We start from the raw sequence: 21,300 nt of genomic DNA, 5'->3' as shown, positions 1-21,300 counted from the left end.
CGGTGGACAGGGTCGCCGTGCGCGGCGATCCTGTCCGGATGTCCTCCCACGCGCTTCCCCCGTACCACCGTGACCTCTCCTTCCACGGTCCGCTCTCCGACGAACGCGCCGCCCGACTGGTGCGCTCCCTGGGTCTCCTCGACGACCGGCACGTCGTCGACCTCGGGTGCGGCTGGGCCGAGCTCCTCCTACGCGCTCTCGCCACCTCGCCCTCCGCCACCGGTTTCGGGATCGATCTGCACGAGGAGGACATCCGTCAGGGGCGGGCCGCCGCGAGGGAACGGGGTCTGGACGAACGGGTCGAACTGGTGGTGGGCGACGTCGCGGCCTGGAAGGGCGGGCCCGCCGACGTGGTGTTCAACATCGGGGCCTCGCACGTGTGGGGCGGGGAGCCGGTCACGCACACCGAGAACGCCCTCACCGCCCTGGCCGACCTGGTCCGCCCCGGCGGCAGGGCCCTGTTCGGGGAGTGCTTCTGGCGCCGGACCCCCACCGAAGAGGAGTACGCGGCGATGGAGGGGACCCGTGGGACCCGTGGCCAGTACCGGCCACTCCCCGATCTGGTCGATCTCGCCCTGGACCACGGCTTCCGGTTGGGCTCCCTGTCCGAGGCCGGCGTGGACGAGTGGGACGTGATGGAGAACAGCATCGCCCTGGCCCGCGAGGAATGGCTCCTGAACAGCCCGGACGCCCCCGACTTCGAGGAGGTCCGTGAGCGGGCCGACCGGATGCGACGCTTCCGGACGCACGGCGCCCGGGACACCCTCGGCTTCGCCTACCTCACCCTGATCCGGGTCTGAACGCCTTGGGAACCGACGATGGGCCCCGGATCCTCGCGAACCTCCGAGGCCCATCGTCGCTCTCATAGAACATGGGAGACGGTGCACCCGATCACGGAAGCGCTTCGTGGGCACTCGACGCTCACGGTGAACAGGAGACCCGGCGGTCCGTCGGGCGGGCCCGTCACGCCCTCGCGGGCGAGGTGAGGTCTCGGACCGGGCATCGACGAAGGACGGGATCAGAAGAACCGCAGGCGCTCGCGCTCTCCGCTCTCGTTCTCGACGTAGACACGGTCACCCTCGGCCATGGCCGACTCCAGGTAGGCGTACACCTGGAGAGCCCTGTTGATCACGTCGGTCTGTGTATCCCCGGTGGCCGCGACCGCCTCTTCCAGGGCCTTGGCCGAACGAGCTGTGAGATTGACGGTGACCCGCGTCGAAGGTCCACCTCCTCGTCGTCCGGTCGAACGACCGGGCTTTTGAGAGATCTCCGTGACTTCGGTTCCTGTGCTCCTGGGTGGCATGACACATCCTCTTTCTCCGACTCGACCAGGGTTCGTTCAACGGAATGCCGCGGAGATCCACGCGCGCGGAGAAGCCGGGAGACGCCGCCCGAGGGTTCTCACGGGCGACGGAGGGGGGCCGTTCGGTATCGCGGTGAGGGTGCCGAGACCACGGGTCGCGTCGGTGTACGTGATCGGTCCTTGATCACGGGAGAACCGGTTCCTCCGAGTTCCGTCACCGCCGAGCGCCAAGGTCCCCCCTGTCTCTTCACATCGTTCATCCGTCAGGAAGGAGTGTATCAATCTGACTACGCATGCTGTCAATGCATCTTTCATGATGCCAATGACTGCCTAAAAACTGCGTACATGATAATCTCATGACGTGGTCACTCGACGCCACGGCGTCACCGGGTGCGGTACGACACGGGCTCCACCGGGTCGGACGGCATCGCCCCCCTGACAACTCGACCGTTGGAGGTCTGGCACATGGGAAATACCCGGGGAAGGGTCCCGCGGAAGCGGGTCACTCGGGTCGCAACCTACGCCGCGGAGATCCGTCTCGAGAACGAGTCTCCCAACGAGCGGGCCGACGTGGTCTTCGACAAGACCCCCGTCGCCTACAAAGTCGAGGGCGGCATCGGCGTGGACGGCGCCTGGGGCAGCCTCGAGGGCAGCGCCCGGGCGGGCTCCGTGGTCGAGAGGGCCTCCGCGGCCCTCCTCTCCTTGGGCGGGGCCACCCTCCCCGCCCTCGCCTTCGGCGGCCTGGCCCACGTGGTCGGAGCCCCCGTGTTCGGCACCCTCGCGGTCGCCGGAATCGTGTGGACCATCGCCCTCGTGGTGGTCCTTCGCATCACGCGCGCGCGGTGATGGCGACCGGGGCCCTCTCCGGCGGCTTCGCCCGCCCCGCCCAGGTCCGAACGCACCCGCGCCGGCCCCCTCATGGGGACCGGCGCGTACGGGTTTCGGGGGACGGTCAGCCCTCGTAGTCCTCCAAGGCCTCCAGGGCGGCCTGGGCGATCTCCTCGTCGATGTCTCCGGAGGGCGCGCCGCCCACGCCGATACCCGCGATCGGAGCGTCGTCGGAGGTCACCGGCACACCACCGGCCAGGAAGAGGGTGCCGGGGATGTCGGCGATGGTGGGGCCGTCACCCGAGGCGTTCTCCGCCAGTTCGCTGGTCGGACTTCCCATGGAGACCGCGGTGAAGGCCTTCTGTTCGGCGGAGTCCTGCGTCTGCGGACCGGCGTTGTCGGTCTTGAGCACCAACCGGACCGAACCCGAACGGTCCATGATGGCGATCGAGACCTGTTGGCCCTGCTCCTGGGCCTCGGCCAGACCGGCCTCGCCCGCAGCGAGCAGGGCGTCGGCGCTGAGGACCTCGTGGTCGGCCACCGCCTGGGGGGCCACCGCCGCCGCTGCCGGGGCGGGCCCGCCGGGGGCGTCCTCAGGCAGGAAGGTCGTGGCGGCGACGCCGCCGACGACGGCCAGACCCAGACCCGCTCCGGCCATGGTGGCGATGAGGTGGTTGCGCTTCATGTCCGATCACTTTCCCTTCGTGGACATCTCGTCTTCGACATCCACCACCTTCGTCGAGAATCGGCCGGTCGCCATCGGGTGAGCGAGTGAACCTCGCGCACCGTTCGGGCCACCTTCCTCGTCATCCGATCGGATGACACCGATACTGATGTAGGTGGGCACCATGGGAACGGTGGGACGAAAAGCTTCGGACGGCGGGGTCGGCAGCCCGCTCCTCAACGCGGTCATGCACATCGGCTTCTTCACGCTGCTCATCGCCTCGGCGATCCGGCTGCTGATCAGGCACGAACTGGACGACCGGACGGTGGCCGCCCTGGAGTTGGCCCTCGTCGTGGGCCTTCTGTACGCCGTGGGCCTGCTGTTGTGGCGCCGCGCGCACCGGGCGGTCCTCTACGGCTGGCTGACCGGTGTGCTCGTGTGCTGGATCGCCCTCGTCTGGATCGCGCCCTCGTTCGGCTTCGCCGCCATCCCCCTGCTGTTCCTGGCGCTGCGGCTGCTGCCCGCCCCGGCGGCGATGGTGGTCGCCGCGGTGCTGGCCGTGGCCACCACCGCCGGATGGGTCGCCCTGACCGACGTCGACGACCCCACGGTCTTCGTCGTCCCCGTGACGTTGGCGGCGATGGTGGTCGGTACCGTCACGGTCATCAAGCGCGAGAGCGAACAGCGCAGACGCATCATCGCCGACCTGCTCCGGACCCGCGACGCCCTGGCCGAGTCGCACCGCCGTACCGGTGTCCTGGAGGAGCGCGAGCGCCTGGCACGCGAGATCCACGACACCGTGGCGCAGGGGCTCTCCAGCACCGGCATGCTGCTGCGCGCCGCCGATCTGTCGTGGGAGAGCGACCCGGACCGTTCCCGGGCCCTGATCCGGCAGGCCACCGAGGGGGTGGAGCACAACCTGGCGGAGGCCCGCGCCTTCGTCCAGGGCGAGGGCCCCGCCTCCCTGGAGCACGCGACGCTGCGCGAGGCGCTCGCCGACCTGTGCCGCTCCCTGTCCGAGGAGACCGGGATCGAGGCCGGCCTGACCTGCGACGGCGACCTGGACGGGCTTCCGGACACGGTGAACGCCGCCCTGCTGCGCATCGCCCAGGGGGTGCTCGCCAACGTTCGCGAACACTCCGGGGCCTCGCGGGTGGCGGTCTCCCTGGCCGGCATCGGCGACCGGGTGACCCTGGACGTGCGCGACGACGGGGTCGGCTTCGATCCTTCGACGTCGCGCTCCACCTCCGGGCGCGGTTACGGGCTGCCCGCCGTCCGGGCGCGGGTCGAGGAACTGGGCGGATCCCTGAGCGTGGAGAGCGCCCCCGGAGCGGGTACCGGGGTGTCGGTCTCCCTTCCCGTCGAGGAGGGCGAGTGAAGCTGTTCCTGGTGGACGACCACCCCATCGTGCGCGCCGGTCTGATCGCCCTGTTCGAGGGCGAGGAGGACATCGAGGTCGTCGGCGAGGCCGCCGACGGCACCGACGCGCTGCGGTTGATCGGGCTGCGCGAACCGGACGTGGTCCTGATGGACCTGCGGTTGGCCGGGGGCACCGACGGGGTCGAGGTCACCGAACGCGTCCTGAGGCTGCCGCGCCCGCCCCGAGTACTGGTGTTGACCACCTACGAGACCGACGGCGACATCATGCGCGCCCTGGACGCGGGGGCCTCCGGCTACCTGTTGAAGGACAGCCCTCCCGACCGGCTCTTCGAGGCGGTCCGGGCCGCGGCTCGCGGAGAGACGGTGCTGTCCCCGCACGTGGCGGCCCGGCTGGTCCGGCGGGTACGCGACCCTCTGCCCGGGGTGACCCCGCGCGAGACCGAGATCCTCCGCCTCCTGGCGCGGGGCGCGGGCAACCGGGAGATCGCCGAGGGCCTGTTCATCACCGAGGCGACGGTCAAGACGCACCTGCAACGGATCTACGCCAAGCTCGGCGTGGAGACCCGGACGGCCGCGGTGCGGGTGGCCGTCGACCGGTCCCTGATCAGGCTGGACTGAACGACGGCCGGCGCCCCGCGCGGACCGGCGACCGCCCCCACCTGTACCGTCGGCCCCATGATGGAGACGACGGTGGACCCGCGGAGGCTGGTGGAACAGGCGCGCGCGGAGGGGATCACGCGCTTCTCGGTGGGGATGATCCTGCACAGGGCCGAGGGGCGGGAGTTCCTGCTGCTGCGCCGTCGTCCCGACGACACCTCCTTCCCCGGCGGGGAGGACCTCCCCTCCGGCGGCGTGGAGCCGGGTGAGGGCCTGTTCGAGGGACTGGCCCGGGAGCTCCACGAGGAGATCGGCAGGCAGGCCGACGCCCCCGTGCGGCCGGATCCGTTCGTCTCCTGGTTCGACTACGTGTCCCGGAGCGGGAACCGCAAGCGCTGGTTCGCCTTCTCCGCCCCCTACGACGGCGCCCCGATCCGACTGTCCGAAGAGCACACCGGCTTCCGCTGGGCCCCGATGCGGGAGTACGACCGGAGCGACCTGTCCCCCCAGGTGGCGGGCGCGGTCCGGGACCGGCTCGGCACGTTCTAGGGAGTGTTTTTTGGATGCTTTCGTTGGGCATCGGCGGAGCCGATCCGTGGCGAGCGGCCGCCGGGCGATCTCTCGCCAGACGACGAGCGAGAGTTCCCCTACTGTGCTCCGCTACGCAGGCTCCGCAGGATCGCACAGCGGGGGCCCGCCCGGGTTCGGCTGTCCGAGCGACGTCGGCGCCGCGAGAGGAAGCCCGGCCACGCGAGCACGGAATGATCCAAAAAAACACGACCGAGGTTCGGGGCTCGGCGGGAATTCTTGGCCCGCCCTTGGGCACCCGCCCCCTTCTCCCCGGGTATGCGGCCCTTGGCGGCCCCGACCGAGCGGGGACGCCGCGAAGTGGGGGGAGCACGATGACGACCGGACCCGACGCCGACGCCCTGGTGATCTTCGGGGTCACCGGAGACCTGACGCGGAAGTACCTCATGCCCGCCCTCTACCACCTGGTGGAGCGGGGCGAGGCCCCCGCCCGGATCGTGGGCGTGGCCCGGAGCGGCTGGGACACCGACACCCTGCGGCGTCGGGCCCGGGAGGCGATCATCGAACACGACACCGCCCTCGACGGCCGGATCGACGAGGCGGTCTTCGACGACCTGGCCGGCCGGCTGACCCTGGTCTCGGGCGACCTCGACGATCACGAGACCTACACCCGACTGGGCGAGGCCCTGCGGGGCGTCTCGTTCACCGCGCACTACCTGGCGGTGCCGCCCGCCCTGTTCGTCGAGGTGGCGCGGGCCCTGGCCGACAGCGGGCTCGCCCACGATTCCCGCCTGGTGGTGGAGAAACCCCTGGGAGACGACCTCGCCTCGGCCCGCCGACTGCGGCACGGGCTCCTCGCCTGCTTTCCCGAGGAGCGTCTCTACCTGGTCGACCACTTCCTGGGCGAGGAGTCGGTGCGCAACCTGCCGCTGACCCGCTTCGGCAACGGCCTGCTCGAACCGCTCTGGTCCCGCGCCCACGTCGACAACGTGCAGATCACCATGGCCGAGGACTTCGGCGTGGCGGACCGGGGCTCCTTCTACGACGCGGCCGGGGCGATCCGGGACGTCTTCCAGAACCACCTGTTGCAGCTCTTCGCCCTCCTGGCCATGGAACCGCCGCTGTCCACCGACCCGGCCGCGATCGAGGACGAGAAACTGCGGGTGCTGCGCGCCACCCGCACCCTGACCCCCGAGGACGTGGTGCGGGGTCGTTACGACGGCTACCTCGACGTGGAGGGGGTCGATCCGCGTTCCACCACGGAGACCTTCTTCGCGCTGCGCATGTGGGTGGACGCCCCGCGGTGGGCGGGGGTGCCGTTCTACGTGCGTTCGGGCAAACACCTGCCGCTCACCTCCTGGGAGGTGGTGGTCGAGTTCGCGCGGCCCCCGATCGACCTCTACCCGGGCCCCGCCGACCTGGTGCGCTTCCAGCTGGAGCCCTGGTCGGGGGCGACCATCGAGACGTCCCTGAACGCCCCCGGCGCCGAGGGCGATTCCCCGGTACCGATCGCGATCGGCGCCGACATCGGCCGACGGCTCGGCCGTGGTCATGAGGCCTACGAGAACGTGCTGCGCGGGGCCGTGGTGGGCGACCCCGGAAGGTTCGTGCGCTTCGACGTGGTGGAGGAGTCGTGGCGGATCGTCGACCCGATCGTGGACCTGACGTCCGTGCCCGAGACCTATGAGCGCGGCACCTACGGCCCCGTCTCGTCCCTGGAGCTTCCGGGGTCCTCGGGCTGGCATCCGCCCGCCGACGCGATCCGCCCGCACGGCATCGACTGAGCCGCGAGGGAGCGCCCCCGGAAAAGGCGAAACCGGGCGGACCCCCGAAGGGGACCGCCCGGTCGTCGCGGGCGAGGTCGCGTATCCGGACCTCGGAGGTTCGGACCTCTTAGAAGTCCATACCGCCCATGCCACCGGTCGGGTCGCCGGCGGGAGCCGCGGCCTTCTCCGGCTTCTCGGCGATGACGGCCTCGGTGGTCAGGAACAGACCGGCGATCGAGGACGCGTTCTGCAGAGCGGAACGGGTGACCTTGGTCGGGTCGATGACGCCGTCCTTGAACAGGTCGGTGTACTCACCGGTGGCGGCGTTCAGGCCGAACCCGGGCTCCAGGTTCTTGACCTTGTCCGCCACGACGCCGCCCTCGAGGCCGGCGTTGACCGCGATCTGCTTGAGCGGCTCGGCGATGGCGCGACGCACGATGTCGGCGCCGATGGCCTCGTCGCCGTCCAGGTCGAGCTTCTCGAAGGCCGGGACGCTGGCCTGGAGCAGAGCGACACCACCACCGGGCAGGATGCCCTCTTCGACGGCGGCCTTCGCGTTGCGAACGGCGTCCTCGATGCGGTGCTTGCGCTCCTTGAGCTCCACCTCGGTGGCGGCGCCGGCCTTGATGACGGCCACGCCGCCGGCCAGACGGGCGAGACGCTCCTGGAGCTTCTCGCGGTCGTAGTCGGAGTCGGTGCGCTCGATCTCGTTGCGGATCTCGTTCACGCGACCGGCGATGGCGGTGGCGTCACCGGCACCGTCGACGATGGTGGTCTCGTCCTTGGTGACGACGATCTTGCGGGCGCGGCCCAGCAGCTCCAGCTCGGTGTTCTCGAGCTTGAGGCCGACCTCCTCGGTGATGACCTGGCCGCCGGTCAGCACGGCGATGTCGCCGAGCTGGGCCTTGCGACGGTCACCGAAGCCCGGGGCCTTGACGGCGACGGACTTGAAGGTGCCGCGGATCTTGTTGACCACGAGGGTCTGGAGGGCGCCGTCGGCGACGTCCTCGGCGATGACCATCAGCGGACGGCCGGACTGCAGGACCTTCTCGACAACGGGCAGGAACTCGTTGTTGTTGGAGATCTTGGAGTTGACGATGAGGATGTAGGGGTCCTCGAGGACCGTCTCCATGCGCTCGAGGTCGGTGGCGAAGTAGGGCGAGATGTAGCCCTTGTCGAAGCGCATGCCCTCGGCGAGCTCCAGCTCGAGCCCGAAGGTCTGCCCCTCCTCGACGGTGATGACGCCTTCCTTGCCGACCTTGTCCATCGCCTCGGCGATGGTCTCACCGATCTGGGTGTCACCGGCGGAGATGGAGGCGGTGGAGGCGATCTGCTCCTTGGTCTCGACGTCCTTGGAGAGGTTGCCGAGCTCCTCGTTGATGCGGGCGACGGCGGCCTCGATGCCCCGCTTGAGGCCGACCGGGTTGGCGCCGGCGGCGACGTTGCGCAGACCCTCGCGGACGAGGGCCTGGGCCAGGACGGTGGCGGTGGTCGTACCGTCACCGGCGACGTCGTCCGTCTTCTTGGCGACCTCCTTGACCAGCTCGGCCCCGATCTTCTCCCACGGGTCCTCGAGCTCGATCTCCTTGGCGATGGAGACACCGTCGTTGGTGATCGTGGGGGCGCCCCACTTCTTCTCCAGAACGACGTTGCGGCCCTTGGGACCGAGGGTGACCTTCACGGCGTCCGCGAGCTGGTTCATGCCACGCTCGAGGCCGCGACGGGCCTCCTCGTCGAACGCGATCAGTTTGGCTGCCATTGAGTTCTTGTCCTCCCGTGACCGGGCTGATACGCGACGGGGACGAGGCCTGCGCCCGCGACGGACGACCGCGTTCCCCCGACACCCTTCCGTCGGAGGCCCGTGATCTCGCAGCCTCGATCCGGTTAGCACTCGACAAAGGTGAGTGCTAACCAGTCACCTTTTTAGCACTCGCCCATGGAGAGTGCAAACGATGTGGTCACGATTTCCACAGCCGGAGGAACACCCGTCACCTGGAGGAACATGCCTCGTTCCGGGCGTTTTGAGCGGTGGGCGAACAGGGAGGATCGGCCGCTCCGTGACCTCCTACCCAGGAGCGACCCCGGCCGCACCCTCCTGCACCCCCCGATTCACCCGGGCCTCACGAGCCGGGTCCCACGACGAAGGGGCGGACGTCTCGGCGAGACGTCCGCCCCTCATGCTCATGCGAGGCGTGGAACCTCGGGCTCAGCAGCCTCCGGCCACGGCCGGGATGATCGACACCTGCTGACCGTCCTTGACCTCCGTCTGAAGGCCCTTCTCGAAACGGACGTCCTCGTCGCCGACGTAGACGTTGACGAAGCGGCGTACCTTGCCGTTGTCGTCGAGGATGCGGGCGCGGATGCCCGGGTGGTTGGCCTCCAGGTCGTCGAGGATCTCGGCGAGGGTGGAGCCCTCGGCGCTGACCTCGGAGGCGTCACCGGTGTAGGTGCGCAGGATGGTGGGGACGCGAACGCTGGCGCTCATGTGGTGGTTCTCCTGGTCTGTGAAGTGCGGTGGCGAAAGCGGCGGGAGGTGACCGTCAGGCCAGCCCGGCCTCGGTGAACGCCTTCAGCGAGGGCTTGATGGTGGCGGTGACGCCCGCGTCGACCGCGTTGAGGGTCTTGAGCCCGTCGCCGGTGTTGACGATGACGGTCTCCGCCTCGGTGTCGAGCTTCCCCTCACGGACCAGCTTGCGCAGGACACCGGTGGTCACGCCGCCCGCGGTCTCGGCGAAGATGCCCTCGGTACGGGCGAGGAGCTTGATGGCGTCGACGATCTCGTCGTCGCCCACGTGCTCGATGGAACCGCCGGTGCGCTGGGCGATGTCGAGGACGTAGGGCCCGTCCGCCGGGTTGCCGATGGCCAGCGACTTGGCGATGGTGTCCGGCTTGACCGGCTGGATGACGTCGTGGCCGTTCTCCCAGGCCTTGGCCACCGGGGAGCAGCCGGTGGCCTGGGCGCCGAAGACCTTGTAGGGGCGGTCCTCGACCAGGCCGACCTTGATCAGCTCCTGGAAGCCCTTGTCGATCTTGGTGAGCTGGGAGCCGGACGCGATCGGGATGACGATCTGGTCGGGCAGCCGCCAGCCGAGCTGTTCGGCGATCTCGTAGGCCAGCGTCTTGGAGCCCTCCGCGTAGTAGGGCCGCAGGTTGACGTTGGTGAAGCCCCAGCTCTCGCCGGCCGGGTCGCCGATGAGCTCGGAGCAGAAGCGGTTGACGTCGTCGTAGTTGCCGTCGATCGCGACGACCTTGCCGCCGTAGACCGCGGCCATGACGACCTTGCCCTCCTCGAGCCCCGCGGGGATGAACACGCAGGACTCGAAGCCGGCCCGGGCGGCGGCGGCGCCGACCGCTCCGGCGAGGTTGCCGGTGGAGGAGCAGGACAGGGTGGTGAACCCGAAGGTGCGGGCGGCCTCGACGGCGATCGCGACCACGCGGTCCTTGAAGGAGTGCGTGGGGTTGCCGGAGTCGTCCTTGACGTGCAGGGAGGAGAGGCCGAGTTCGGCGGCCAGACGGTCGGCGCGGACCAGGGGGGTCAGACCGGGGTTCATGTTCGGGAGCTCGGCCACGTTGTCGGGGACCGGCAGGAGGGAGCGGTAGCGCCAGATGTTCTTGGGGCCGCTCTCGATCTCCTCACGGGAGACGTTCCCGAAGTCGTAGGCGACCTCGAGGGGGCCGAAACAGAAGCCACAGGCGAAGATCGGCGAGAGCTCGTAGCGTTCGCCGCACTCCCGACAGGAGAGGGCGGTCCCCGGGCCGAAGGCGCGGACGGCGGTGGGTTCAGTGGCGGCAATCGCCATGGCGAGGCGTCTCCCCTCATCTTTCCTGGTGGCCACCTTGACCCCAGGCCGGAGTTGGCACCTGCCTCGACCGGGACACGAACGCGTGTCCACATGACGAGATGGTTGCCGGGGCTTCGCAGGGCCGGTCCCTCCACCCCTCTGGATGAGCAATATGAAATTGTGGCTCTCTCCTCGGAGAACGCACCGCCACTGTAACGGACGTATCGCCCGGTTTTCCATCGAGGGTGACCCGTATTACACTCGCGTCTCATATTTCGATACAACTTGAGACGGCCTTGTCGGAGCGGGTTCCCGGCGTTCCCCGTGGTGCGACCGCGTCCCGAGGGACCTTGGCCGTGTTTGGATCCGGGGCCCGCAGGCGAGACCTACGGATGCGCCCCTCGTCCGGGCGCCCTTCCACGTGGACCCACCGTCCCACCATCCGCACGCGCTCCTGAGAGGACCAAGACGTGGACAAGGCACAGATCCTCATCGCCTCGAACCGAGGGCCGGTCTCCTTCTCCACCACGGCCGACGGCTCCCTGGAACACCGACGGGGAGGCGGCGGCCTGGTCTCGGGGATGATCTCGGTGGCCACCGGGATCGATTCCCTCTGGGTCTGCGCCGCCCTCTCGGACTCCGACCGGCGCGCCGCCGGTGAGGCCCCGGGGGCGCGGCTGGACCGTACTCACGACCTGGGCGGGATGAGCGTCCACATGTTGGACATCCCGGCGGACGTGCTCACCGGCGCCTACACCGACGTGTCCAACTCGACCCTGTGGTTCGTGCAGCACATGATGTACGACACCCCCAACAAGCCGTCCTTCGGTTCACGTTTCCGAGAACAGTGGGGGCACTACCGCGCCTACAACGAGGCCTTCGCCGACGCGCTGGTGGCCGGGGCCGCAGTCAACGCCCGCGTGGCCGTCCAGGACCTCCACCTGGCCCTGGTCCCCCACATCCTGCGCAACCGCCGCCCCGACCTGCGCATCGCGCACTTCTCGCACACCCCCTGGGCCCCGCCGGAGTACTTCCGGATGCTGCCCTCACAGGTGGCGCGGGAACTACTGGAGGGCATGCTCGGCGCCGACCACCTCGGCTTCCTCAGCCCCCGCTGGGCCGACGCCTTCCTGCGCTGCTGCGCCGAGATCCTGCGCGCCGACGTCGATCTCGAACGACGCACCGTGGAGCACGGCGGCCGGGTGATCGAGGTGGGCGTGCACGCCCTGGGCGCCGACGAGGACCTGCTGCGCGAGAGCGCGGCCGAGCCGGCCGTCGCCGAACGCCGGCGTACCCTGCTCGACCTGGTCGGGGACACCCGGCTCATCGTGCGTGTGGACCGGACCGAGCTGTCCAAGAACATCGTGCGCGGACTGGAGGCCTACCGGGAGCTGCTGACGGCGCGCCCGGAGTGGCGGGGCCGGGTCACCCATCTGGCGTTCGCCTACCCCAGCCGGGGCGACGTGCCCGAGTACCGCGCCTACACCGAGTCGGTGCTGCGGACCGCCAAGGAGATCAACGAGGAGTTCGCGACCGCCGAGTGGACCCCGGTGATCCTGGAGGTCGACGACGACTACCCCCGGTCCCTCGCCTCGTTCCAGCTCGCGGACGTGCTGCTGGTCAACCCCATCAGGGACGGCATGAACCTGGTCGCCAAGGAGGGCCCGGTGCTGTCCGAACGCGACTGCGCCCTGGTGCTCTCCCGTGAGGCGGGGGCCGCCGACGAGCTGGGCGACGCCGCCCTGCTGGTCGACCCCTACGACACGCTGGACACCGCCGAGGCGCTGCACACCGCGTTGACGATGCCCGAGGAGGAGCGGCGCAAGCGCCGGGAGCGTCTGGCCGAGGCGGCGGTGGCCCTGCCGCCGCGCCGCTGGTTCGAGGACCAGCTCCGTTCCCTGGGCTGAGTCGACCGTCTCCACCGGAACGGGCCCTGGACCTTCGGGGCCCGTTCCGTGTCCGTCACCCGTCCGAACCGGGCCTCATTCGGCGTCGGGCACCCGGGCCATGAGTTCGGCGACGATCCCGTTCCTGGCGTCGATGTAGTCCTGGAGCCGCTCCCAGGTGCGTTCGCCCAATTCCCGCTTGAACGCCGCGTAGCGCTCGCGGGCCTCCTCGTCGGCGATGAGAAGGTCGCGGAACGCGCGCATACGTCGCGGTTCGGCGCAGTTCTCGGAGAAGACGAACAGGTTCACGTTGACCCGGGAACCCTTCAGAAGCCGGTATTCGACGCGGTCCGTGCTGCGGACGGACATGCTGTAGCCGGCCCGTTCCAACTCCGGCAGGTAGGTCGAGCCGTCGTCGGGGTCGTCCACCACCATCAGGACGTCGATGCACGGGCGCGCGTCCAGCCCGGGCACGGCGGTGGAGCCGACGTGTTCGATGGTGAGGGCGCGTTCGCCGAGGGCGCCGCGGATCCGGTCGGCCTCCTGCCGGAACAGGTAGGGCCATTTGGGGTCGTGGGGGACGATGGCGATCCGCCCGTTCACCGGGCCCTGTGGGGTCGGTCCGGGCCGGGGCTCGCCGCGAGAGGGAAGCGAGGGGGACTTCAGGGAGGACATTCCACACAGCCTTGTCCCTGGTGATGCGCGAGTCAAGACCTCTCACGTGGCTTACATATGCACGCGCATTTCCTCGATGACGGACTGTTGACCTGGGCTGACCGTCGGCTATGACGCTTTTCTCCGTTTTTATGACGGCACGCGGAACCAACTTTCGCACCGTTCGGAAGAAACGCGCCGACCCGTTTTTCTCCCCCACTCTCCCACCCCTCACATGACGAACGGGGCGCCCCGAGAGGCACCCCGTTCGTCGTCGGTCATAGCGCCGACTACTTGCTCTTGCGGCGACGGCCGCCCTTCCTACGTCGCGACGGCCGCTCCTCCTCACGGGCCTGGGCGGCGCGCTCCAGCGCCAATTCCTCCTCCTCGGCCTCGCGCTCGGCCTTGACCCCGTACGGGTCCGCCGAGCTGCGACGCACCCACAGCACCAGGCCCAGCACGATGACCGCCAGGACCAGGCCGATCAGGGCGAACCACATCCAGAGCGGGATGTGCACGCCCTGGTCCTCCTGCACCAGGTTCTCGTCGATGAGCGGGATGTCCTGCGCCTCGCCCGAGGCGCGGGCCATCGCCGACTCCACGTGCAGCGTGGGCAGGCCGCCGCTCCCCTCCTGGGAGCCCTCGACCATGGCGTCGCGAAGCTGCGCCGGGTCCAGCTGCGGGTACTCGGCGGTGAGAAGGGCCGCCGCTCCGGCGGTGATGGCCGCCGCGTAGGGCGCGCCGTCCACCTGGGTCTGTCCCATGTCCGGGCCCGCGGTCTCCAGCTCGACGCCGGGGGCGGTCAGGTCGATGAGGGAGGCGTCGGGCGACTCCGGTACGAGTCCCCCGTTCTGGTCCACCCCCGCCACGGCCAGAACGTTGGGGTCCTCCTCACCACCGGCCGGGCCGACCACCAGGGTGTCGCGATCCGTGGCGAAGGCCGTGGCCTCCAGCAGCGCCTCACTCCCGTCACCGGCCCTGGGCAGCAGGATCACCTGGACCCCGCTCTCCACCGCGTGCCGGACCGCCTTGGACAGGTCCCCCTCGGTGGGGATCGCCAGGACGGAGGCCTCCGGTGCCACTCCCAGCACACCGCCGTCGGCGTCCATGCCGTGGCCGTGCGCCACCACCAGGGCGGCCGCGGCCGTACCCTGCTGATTCGCGGTCCCGTTCTCACCGAGTTCGGTGTCGATCTCGACGTTGTCGCGCAGGTCGGGGTGTTCCTCGTCCACGGAGGCACCGGGCATGGCCACCGTGACACCGCGGCCCTCGGTCCGCTCCCAGACCTCCTGAGCGCCGATGGACGTCAGAGCCCACTGCTCGGGTCTGAAGTCGGGAATGTCCGCGGCCGCGGGAGCCGCCGTTCCCCCCAGCACGGCCAGGGACGCGCAGGCCCCCGCCACGACGCCCAGCAGATGGCGTTTGTATGTCCTGCTACGGCTGTTGCCCCCGAGCACGTCAGGCTCCCTCGAACGTTGCGGTCGGCGTTCCGCCGGGCCCTCCCCCGGACCCTCGCAATTCTGTCATGCGCACACGATTCCGGCTTGGACAAGTACTGTGCAGGGTAGGGAAGGCAACTGTATCTCTGCTGCCAGTCCTAGGGTTTGCGCTCCTCATACGGCATGTCGAGTCGCTAGCATGAGTCGCGCCGATCCGGACCAACCGAAGACCCGTCCAGGGGGTGTCCTATGCCGAATATCGGTCCGGCCGAAGACGGCCGGTCGGCCCTCGCCGAACGCGAACAGCGCATCCTCGCCTTCGAACGCCAGTGGTGGAAGTTCGAGGGCTCCAAGGAGCAGGCGATCCGTGACGAGTTCGGGTTCTCCGCGACCCGCTACTACCAACTGCTCAACGGTCTGGTCGACCGTCCCGAGGCCGCGGCCTTCGACCCGATGACCGTCAAGCGGCTGCGCCGCCTGCGCGCCGACCGACAGCGGCAGCGCAACGCCCGCCGCCTGGGAATCCATCTCTGAACCACGATGGCGTGCCCCGCGCACACGGCCCCGACGGTGATCCCGCTCGGGGCCGCCACGGCGTTCCCCACCGACGACGATGACGAGGTCCTCGCATGTCCCCGGCCGAGCCCGGACCCCTGCTCTCCCCCACGACCGACGCCGGACGCGCCGCCCTGACGGCGCTGCTGGACGACCCCTCTACGGCGCTGACCGGCTTCGACTTCGACGGCACCCTGGCGCCCATCGTCGCCGACCCCCGGGACTCGGCGCCCCAGGCCGGGATCGTCGAGGCACTGACCGACCTGGCCGACCTGGTCGGAACGGTCGCCGTGATCACCGGACGCCCCGCCGAGACCGCCGTGCTGTTGGGCGGGCTGGACCGGGTGCCCGGCATCGTCGTCCTCGGCCACTACGGAGCCGAACGGTGGGTGGACGGGCGGGTGATCGCCGCCGACCCGCCGCCCGGGGTGGCGTTGGTCCGTTCCGAGCTGCCCGCCCTGGTGAAGGCCTCCGGAGCCCCCGCCGGGACCTGGATCGAGGACAAGGGGCGTTCGCTGGCCGTGCACACACGGCGTGCCGAGGACCCCGACCGGGCCTTGGCGCTGCTCGCCGAGCCCTTGAAGGAACTGGCCGAGCGTGCCGAGCTCAAGTTGGAGCCGGGCCGGATGGTGATCGAGCTCCGTCCACAGGGTGTGGACAAGGGTGCCGCCCTCACCTCACTGGTCGAGGAGAGGGCGGCGCGTTCCGTCCTCTACGCCGGCGACGACCTGGGCGACCTGCCCGCCTTCGCCGCCGTCACGGCCCTGCGCGAGCGCGACGTGCCCGGTCTGACCGTCTGCTCCTCCTCCGACGAGGTCACCGAGGTGGCCGACGCGGCCGACCTGGTCGTCCCCGGCCCCGCCGGTCTGGCCGAACTCCTCGCCGAACTCACGAAGAGGATTCGCGGGCCTGTGGAATGAGCGCCGCACGGGCCGCCGTACGCAGATCCACCAGCCCGGTGCGGTCGCGCCCGTAGTGCACGGCGTTGGTGAGCACGCCCACGTACCTTCCGCTCTCGGGGTGCATGAACAGGCTCGTCCCGGTGAAACCGTTGTGGTAGACCACCCCCTCCGGGGTGATGAGCCAGCCCAGACCCCGTGAGAGTCCGTTGCCCGCGTCCACCTGCGGCGTCCAGCTCTCCCTGATGAACGAGCCCGGGACCTCCCCCTCTTCGCCGTCCTCGCTCAGACGCAGGATCTCCCGGGCGAAGGCGCCCAGATCGATGGCGGTGCTGAACACACCGGCGTGCCCGGCCACCCCGCCCATCAGCGCCGCCGCCTCGTCGTGCACCACGCCCCAGGTGGGGGCGGTGCCGACCAGACGGCGTTCGGTGGGCGCCACGTGGGGCGAACGGGGCAGCGGACCATAGGTGGTCGAACGCATCCCCAACCGGTCCCACAGATCGGCGGTCAGCCGGTCCAGGCCCCGCCCGTACAGACGCTCCAACAACAGACCCAAAAGGATGAAGCCGCGGTCCACGTACAGGTAGCCGGGCTCCTCCAGCGGGTCCTCCAGGATGGCCTCGGCCAGATCCTGGTCGGTCCCCACGTACCGCTCCAACCAGGTGACCTGGTTGAGTCGGCTGGTGTGGGTGAGGATCTGACGGGTCGTCACCCAGGCCCCGGGAAGCTCCTCCCCCGGAAAGTATTCGGACATCGGAGCGTTGAGGTCCAAAACCCCTTCGGCGACCGCTCTACCGACCAACGGCCAGGTCGCCATCACCTTCGTCAGGCTCGCGACGTCGTAGGACACGTCCGGAGCGGTGTCGTGTTCGCCGTCGATCCGACCGACGGCGACGAACTCCCACATTCCTCCGGTACCGATGACCGCCGCCCCTCCCGGAAGCCAGTCGGCGTCGACCATCACCTTCAGGACCCCTCGGATCCGCGCTCCCGTTTCCGTGAGCCAGTCACCATCACGCACCACACGCCTCCCCCCGAGCGGTCTGCTCCACTCTCGGCGGATACCCCGTCGACCCGGGCTTGTCACACCCTCGTCGTCTCCGAACAGTACGAAACCCCCGCAGGTAGAGGCCGTAATCAGGGCACTTGGGCGTGGCGAAGTAGGCTGTCGACCACGAGTTCCCCGAGGAGGACCATGAGCAGCCAGACCCCCGTTCCCGCCGGATTCGTCGGCGTGGCCGGAAACATGGGCATCAAGGACCCCAAGGACGACTTCTTCGCCGTGGTCTCCCAGACCCCGGCGGTGGTGTCCGCGGTGTTCACCCGATCCCGCTTCGCCGGACCCAGCGTGCGCCTCAGCCGCGACGCCGCCGCCGACGGTCGGGCCCGAGGGGTCACCGTGGTCGCCCGCAACGCCAACGTCGCCACCGGGCAGATCGGGACCCGCGACGCCCGCGAGGTCCAGGAACGCGTGGCCCGGGCCGCCGGGATCGACCCCGACGATCTCCTGATCGCCTCCACCGGTGTCATCGGTCGCCCCTACCCGATGGAGCGGATGCGCGAGTACCTGGACGGGCTGCCCGCCGAGTTCCCGCCGGCCGACCTGGACCGGTCCGCCTCGGCGATGATGACCACCGACACCCACCCCAAGATCGTGTCCGTGAAGGTGGGCGAGGCGACCCTGACCGGCATGGCCAAGGGCGTCGGCATGATCGAGCCGGACATGGCGACCATGCTGGCCTGGTTCTTCACCGACGCCGAACTGGAGCAGCCGGTCCTGGACGAGGTGTTCCGCCGGGTCGTGGACCGCACCTTCAACGCGCTGAGCATCGACAGCGACACCTCCACCAGCGACTCCGCCGCGATCTTCGCCAACGGCCTCGCCGGCCCGGTGGACGTCGCCGCCTTCGAGGAGGCCCTGTACGGGGCGGCCCTGAAGCTGGTCCGGATGATCGCCTCCGATGGCGAGGGCGCCGGCAAGCTCATCGAGGTGCGGATCACCGGTGCCCGCGACGACGCCCAGGCCAAGCGGATCGGCAAGGCCGTGGTGAACTCCCCACTGGTCAAGACCGCCGTGCACGGCGCCGACCCCAACTGGGGCCGGGTCGCGATGGCCGTGGGCAAGTGCTCGGACGAGACCGACGTCCTCCCGGAGAACGTACGGATCGTCTTCGGCGACGTGGAGACCTTCCCGGCCGAGTCCACCGAGGAGACCCTGGAGCGCGCCTCCCGCCACATGAAGGGCGACGAGGTGTTCATCGGGGTGGACCTGGGCATCGCCGACGGCGACTTCACCGTCTACGGCTGCGACCTGACCGAGGGCTACATCCGCATCAACGCCGACTACACGACCTGAGGCGACCCCTCCGGCCCGATACCGCGAGGGCCCCGGTCCGATCGACCGGGGCCCTCGTCATGTCCGGCGGGACATCGACCCGCCGTCTTCGATGAACATCCATGCCCGCCCGTGCCGGCCGTATCGACCCGGGCGGGGTCCTGGCGTGAGGCCGGGTTCGGCCGCACGGAACCGGATCACACGTGGACGACGGGACCGTCGGTCATCCGCCCCGAACGCATGAACAGCGCCAGGATCGCGCCCAGCAGCAGTAGCGCCGAGGCGATGATGAACGCCAGGTGGAGCCCGTCCAGGAAGGCCAGGTTGCTGGCCTCGGTGACCGCCGCCGTGACGGTGGCGTCGGCCCCCTCCGGCACGACCGCCCCGCCCTGCGCGACCGTGCTCTGCATACCGGCGAGCTCACCCGAGGAGGGCTCCTCCAGCCCGGCGGAACCGTAGTGCGAGGGCAGGGTGGAGACGATGGTCGCGGACATGACCACGCCCAGGACCGCCGTGCCCAGCGAACCGCCGAGCTGCATCGCCGCCTGCTGCACGGCCGAGGCGACCCCGGCGAACCGCACCGGGGCGTTGCCGATGATGGCGGCGGTGGCGCCGGTCATCACCAGGCTCAGCCCCACGCCCAGCAGCACGAAGGCCACCGACATGTAGGGCACGCCGGTCTCCCCGTCCAACCGGGAGAGCATGAACATGCCGATCGACGCGGACAGCAGGCCCACCGTCGTGGGGGGTCTGGCACCGACCCGGTCCAGGATCCGACCTGCGATCGGGGAGGTGATGGCCATCATCGCGGTCATGGAGATGAGCTGGAGCCCGGTCTGGGCGGGGCTCATCCCCCGCACGCCCTGGAGGTAGAAGGTGATGAAGAACAGGGAGCCCATCAGGCCGACCGCCATCAGCACCGTCAGCACCACGCCGATCGACACCGACGGGTTGGTGAACAGGCCGAGCGGGATCAGCGGCTGCTCGGGTCTGCGCTCCCACAGCACGAAGGCGAGCCCGAAGACCAGGGTGGCCCCCAGGGAGGCCAGGGTGATCGGGTGGCCCCAGCCGATGCTCGGCGCCTCCACCAGGGCCCAGACCAGGGCGAAGATGGTGATGCTGATGAGCACGATGCCGGGCACGTCCATGCGGCTGCCGGGGTCGGTCGGCGCGTTGGCCGAGAGCAGCCACATCCCCAGCGCCAAGGCGAGCGCGCCCACCGGGGCGTTGATGTAGAAGACGGCCTCCCAGCCGAACGCGCTCACGAGCACGCCGCCCAGGATCGGTCCGCCCGCCGTGGCGGCGCCGATCAGGCTGCCGAAGACGCCGAAGGCCCGGCCGAGTCGGCTGGGCGGGAAGCTCGCCCGCATCAGCCCCATCGCGGAGGGCAGCAGCAGCGCGCCGAAGACGCCCTGCACGATCCGGAAGGCGATGAGCATGACCACGCCGGACGACAGCGCGATGGCCACCGAGGAGAGGACGAACCCGACCACGCCCACGAGGTAGGTGTTGCGGTGGCCGAAGCGGTCGCCGAGCTTGCCCGCGGTGATCAGGAAGACCGCGAGGCCCAGGAGGTAGCCGTGGGTGACCCATTGGAGTTCGGCGAGGGAGGCTCCCAGCGAGGCGCCGATCGCCGGGTTGGCGACCGCCACGATGGTGCCGTCCAGCGCCACCATCATCACGCCGAAGGCGATGGCGACCAGGGTCGCCCAGGGGCTCTTGGTGAAGCCGCCCTTGATCCGGTCAGGTGGCGCGGTCGGCGCCGACGGCGGCGAGGCCTGTGTCGTCATGTTCTCCCCCGAGGAATCCCGTTATCGTCTCGGCGAGATTATGTCAGCGACTGACACTTGACAACCGCTGTCATAAGTCAGTAACTGACGTCATATCGCTCTCCATGTATCCTCGATGGGGAAGGCGAGATCCGGTCGAGGCCGGTAACGAGGGGAGGCGCGTCCGTGAACACGACGAGCCCCGAGCCGGTCGGGCTGCGCGAACGCAAGAAGGCCCGCCTCCGCCAAGAGCTGATCAACACCGCCGTCCGCCTCTTCCACGAGCGGGGTTTCGAGGGCACGACCACCGAGGAGATCGCCGCCGCCGTCGGCGTCTCCCAGCGCACCTTCTTCCGCTACTTCGCCTCCAAGGAGGCCGTGGTCCTGGCCGCCGCCGAGGGCGTGGACCAGATCCTGTTCGAGGCCCTGCGCGCCCGTCCCGCCGACGAATCGCCCTTCCTCGCCCTGCGCAACGCGATGCGCGACCACTGGGCGCATCTGGAGCGCGAGGGTCTGCACCTCATCGGCGCCACCGAGGACCTCAGCGCCCGCAGCCCCGAGATCCTCGACACCAACCTGCGTTACTGCAGGCAGCGTCAGGAGCAGCTCGCCCAGGTCGTGGGCGAACGCGCGGGCGTCGACCCCGCCACCGACCCCCGCCCCTCCCTCGTGGCGGCGGTGTTCTTCGCGGCCCTCAACAACGGCTACCAGAACTGGTGCTCCGAGGGCTGCCAGAACACCGAGCGGCTTCTACGCTCCTTCCTCGAACAGCTCGATCTACTTCCCCAGGCGATCGGCGACGACTGGGGCACCCCTCAGGCCCGGAGCGCCTGACCGGGCCCCGACCGCAGGAGAGACCCACCGCACCACCCCGCGCGCTGCGGCGTCTCCATCAAGGCGCGGCCCCGTACC

Annotated in this window: 19 protein-coding genes and 1 riboswitch; of the genes, 11 read left to right on the top strand and 8 right to left on the bottom strand. The window is 69.9% G+C overall.

Annotated elements, in window-relative coordinates; all coding sequences use genetic code 11:
* The first annotated feature begins 38 nt into the window (after window positions 1-38).
* Window positions 39-800 carry an SAM-dependent methyltransferase gene (locus D451_RS0101990; RefSeq protein WP_026124750.1) on the top strand — a complete coding sequence of 254 codons (762 nt, stop codon included), beginning with the start codon at window positions 39-41 and terminating at the stop codon, window positions 798-800.
* A gap of 1,073 nt (window positions 801-1,873) precedes the next feature.
* The gene (locus D451_RS0101980; protein ID WP_234305860.1) at window positions 1,874-2,149 is read left to right on the top strand and encodes a hypothetical protein; all 276 of its coding nucleotides are present in this window, start codon (window positions 1,874-1,876) and stop codon (window positions 2,147-2,149) included.
* 106 nt (window positions 2,150-2,255) lie between these two features.
* Here the strand turns inward: D451_RS0101980 and D451_RS0101975 are convergent, their stop codons facing one another.
* Window positions 2,256-2,816 carry a GlcG/HbpS family heme-binding protein gene (locus tag D451_RS0101975; RefSeq protein WP_017533233.1) on the bottom strand — a complete coding sequence of 187 codons (561 nt, stop codon included), beginning with the start codon at window positions 2,814-2,816 and terminating at the stop codon, window positions 2,256-2,258.
* A gap of 163 nt (window positions 2,817-2,979) precedes the next feature.
* Between D451_RS0101975 and D451_RS28480 the strand changes: the two genes are divergently transcribed.
* From D451_RS28480 to zwf, 4 genes are all read left to right on the top strand, one after another.
* Window positions 2,980-4,173 carry a sensor histidine kinase gene (locus tag D451_RS28480; protein WP_241463277.1) on the top strand — a complete coding sequence of 398 codons (1,194 nt, stop codon included), beginning with the start codon at window positions 2,980-2,982 and terminating at the stop codon, window positions 4,171-4,173.
* Window positions 4,170-4,793 carry a response regulator gene (locus tag D451_RS28475; protein WP_017533230.1) on the top strand — a complete coding sequence of 208 codons (624 nt, stop codon included), beginning with the start codon at window positions 4,170-4,172 and terminating at the stop codon, window positions 4,791-4,793. Before D451_RS28480 ends, D451_RS28475 begins: the two co-directional genes overlap by 4 nt.
* A gap of 57 nt (window positions 4,794-4,850) precedes the next feature.
* Window positions 4,851-5,321, top strand: a complete 471-nt coding sequence (locus D451_RS0101955; protein WP_017533229.1) for an NUDIX hydrolase — start codon at window positions 4,851-4,853, stop codon at window positions 5,319-5,321.
* 353 nt (window positions 5,322-5,674) lie between these two features.
* Window positions 5,675-7,084 carry a glucose-6-phosphate dehydrogenase gene (zwf, locus tag D451_RS0101950; RefSeq protein WP_017533228.1) on the top strand — a complete coding sequence of 470 codons (1,410 nt, stop codon included), beginning with the start codon at window positions 5,675-5,677 and terminating at the stop codon, window positions 7,082-7,084.
* Window positions 7,085-7,193: 109 nt separating this feature from the next.
* On the opposite strand, the gene groL is transcribed toward zwf, so the two are convergent.
* The 3 genes from groL to thrC all read right to left on the bottom strand — a co-directional run bounded on the left by groL (window position 7,194) and on the right by thrC (window position 10,866).
* Window positions 7,194-8,825 carry a chaperonin GroEL gene (gene groL / locus D451_RS0101945; protein WP_014908880.1) on the bottom strand — a complete coding sequence of 544 codons (1,632 nt, stop codon included), beginning with the start codon at window positions 8,823-8,825 and terminating at the stop codon, window positions 7,194-7,196.
* 447 nt (window positions 8,826-9,272) lie between these two features.
* Window positions 9,273-9,551, bottom strand: coding sequence for a ubiquitin-like small modifier protein 1 (locus D451_RS0101940; protein ID WP_014908476.1), 279 nt, complete (start codon window positions 9,549-9,551; stop codon window positions 9,273-9,275).
* A 55-nt stretch (window positions 9,552-9,606) separates the two neighbouring features.
* Complete coding sequence (gene thrC, locus D451_RS0101935) at window positions 9,607-10,866, bottom strand: threonine synthase (RefSeq protein ID WP_017533227.1); 1,260 nt, start codon at window positions 10,864-10,866, stop codon at window positions 9,607-9,609.
* A 13-nt stretch (window positions 10,867-10,879) separates the two neighbouring features.
* Window positions 10,880-11,018, bottom strand: a riboswitch (SAM riboswitch).
* A gap of 300 nt (window positions 11,019-11,318) precedes the next feature.
* Here thrC and D451_RS0101930 point away from each other — a divergent pair.
* Window positions 11,319-12,755, top strand: a complete 1,437-nt coding sequence (locus tag D451_RS0101930; RefSeq protein ID WP_017533226.1) for an alpha,alpha-trehalose-phosphate synthase (UDP-forming) — start codon at window positions 11,319-11,321, stop codon at window positions 12,753-12,755.
* A 75-nt stretch (window positions 12,756-12,830) separates the two neighbouring features.
* Here D451_RS0101930 and D451_RS0101925 read toward each other — a convergent pair whose 3' ends face one another.
* Together D451_RS0101925 and D451_RS0101920 are read right to left on the bottom strand one after the other, a co-directional pair.
* The gene (locus tag D451_RS0101925) at window positions 12,831-13,409 is read right to left on the bottom strand and encodes a GrpB family protein (RefSeq protein WP_014910340.1); all 579 of its coding nucleotides are present in this window, start codon (window positions 13,407-13,409) and stop codon (window positions 12,831-12,833) included.
* Between the two features lie 269 nt (window positions 13,410-13,678).
* The gene (locus D451_RS0101920; protein WP_026124748.1) at window positions 13,679-14,845 is read right to left on the bottom strand and encodes a S8 family serine peptidase; all 1,167 of its coding nucleotides are present in this window, start codon (window positions 14,843-14,845) and stop codon (window positions 13,679-13,681) included.
* Window positions 14,846-15,076: 231 nt separating this feature from the next.
* Between D451_RS0101920 and D451_RS0101915 the strand changes: the two genes are divergently transcribed.
* Complete coding sequence (locus tag D451_RS0101915) at window positions 15,077-15,361, top strand: DUF3263 domain-containing protein (protein WP_014908429.1); 285 nt, start codon at window positions 15,077-15,079, stop codon at window positions 15,359-15,361.
* 95 nt (window positions 15,362-15,456) lie between these two features.
* Window positions 15,457-16,302, top strand: coding sequence for a trehalose-phosphatase (gene otsB / locus D451_RS0101910; protein ID WP_017533225.1), 846 nt, complete (start codon window positions 15,457-15,459; stop codon window positions 16,300-16,302).
* Here the strand turns inward: otsB and D451_RS0101905 are convergent.
* Window positions 16,271-17,305 (bottom strand): serine hydrolase domain-containing protein, encoded by a 1,035-nt coding sequence (locus D451_RS0101905; protein ID WP_026124747.1) that lies wholly within the window; start codon window positions 17,303-17,305, stop codon window positions 16,271-16,273. The two genes, otsB and D451_RS0101905, sit on opposite strands and share 32 nt — an antisense overlap.
* Window positions 17,306-17,479: 174 nt before the next feature.
* Here D451_RS0101905 and argJ point away from each other — a divergent pair, with 174 nt between their 5' ends.
* Window positions 17,480-18,640 (top strand): bifunctional glutamate N-acetyltransferase/amino-acid acetyltransferase ArgJ, encoded by a 1,161-nt coding sequence (gene argJ, locus D451_RS0101900; RefSeq protein WP_017533223.1) that lies wholly within the window; start codon window positions 17,480-17,482, stop codon window positions 18,638-18,640.
* A 176-nt stretch (window positions 18,641-18,816) separates the two neighbouring features.
* Here the strand turns inward: argJ and D451_RS0101895 are convergent, their stop codons facing one another.
* A complete protein-coding gene (locus D451_RS0101895; RefSeq protein ID WP_017533222.1) occupies window positions 18,817-20,409 on the bottom strand; it encodes an MFS transporter in 1,593 nt (530 codons plus the stop codon).
* 165 nt (window positions 20,410-20,574) lie between these two features.
* On the opposite strand from D451_RS0101895, the gene D451_RS0101890 reads away from it, so the two are divergent.
* Entirely contained in the window at window positions 20,575-21,222 is a 648-nt protein-coding gene (locus D451_RS0101890; RefSeq protein ID WP_017533221.1) for a TetR/AcrR family transcriptional regulator, read from the top strand.
* Window positions 21,223-21,300: the final 78 nt, after the last annotated feature.

Origin of the sequence: Nocardiopsis alba DSM 43377, from assembly GCF_000341225.1 — a bacterium.
Taxonomy (GTDB): Bacteria; Actinomycetota; Actinomycetes; order Streptosporangiales; family Streptosporangiaceae; genus Nocardiopsis; species Nocardiopsis alba.
Note: the sequence above shows the minus strand (reverse complement) of the source record. Positions and strands in the feature narration are given on the sequence as shown.

Bases quoted from the DNA above. Each gene is read 5' to 3' on its own strand.
- D451_RS0101955 (WP_017533229.1), top strand. From the start codon at position 4,851: ATGATGGAGACGACGGTGGACCCGCGGAGGCTGGTGGAACAGGCGCGC.
- groL (WP_014908880.1), bottom strand. From the start codon at position 8,825: ATGGCAGCCAAACTGATCGCGTTCGACGAGGAGGCCCGTCGCGGCCTC.
- D451_RS0101925 (WP_014910340.1), bottom strand. From the start codon at position 13,409: ATGTCCTCCCTGAAGTCCCCCTCGCTTCCCTCTCGCGGCGAGCCCCGG.
- D451_RS28480 (WP_241463277.1), top strand. From the start codon at position 2,980: ATGGGAACGGTGGGACGAAAAGCTTCGGACGGCGGGGTCGGCAGCCCG.
- thrC (WP_017533227.1), bottom strand. From the start codon at position 10,866: ATGGCGATTGCCGCCACTGAACCCACCGCCGTCCGCGCCTTCGGCCCG.
- argJ (WP_017533223.1), top strand. From the start codon at position 17,480: ATGAGCAGCCAGACCCCCGTTCCCGCCGGATTCGTCGGCGTGGCCGGA.
- D451_RS0101975 (WP_017533233.1), bottom strand. From the start codon at position 2,816: ATGAAGCGCAACCACCTCATCGCCACCATGGCCGGAGCGGGTCTGGGT.
- otsB (WP_017533225.1), top strand. From the start codon at position 15,457: ATGTCCCCGGCCGAGCCCGGACCCCTGCTCTCCCCCACGACCGACGCC.
- D451_RS0101990 (WP_026124750.1), top strand. From the start codon at position 39: ATGTCCTCCCACGCGCTTCCCCCGTACCACCGTGACCTCTCCTTCCAC.
- D451_RS0101940 (WP_014908476.1), bottom strand. From the start codon at position 9,551: ATGAGCGCCAGCGTTCGCGTCCCCACCATCCTGCGCACCTACACCGGT.
- D451_RS0101895 (WP_017533222.1), bottom strand. From the start codon at position 20,409: ATGACGACACAGGCCTCGCCGCCGTCGGCGCCGACCGCGCCACCTGAC.
- D451_RS0101915 (WP_014908429.1), top strand. From the start codon at position 15,077: ATGCCGAATATCGGTCCGGCCGAAGACGGCCGGTCGGCCCTCGCCGAA.
- zwf (WP_017533228.1), top strand. From the start codon at position 5,675: ATGACGACCGGACCCGACGCCGACGCCCTGGTGATCTTCGGGGTCACC.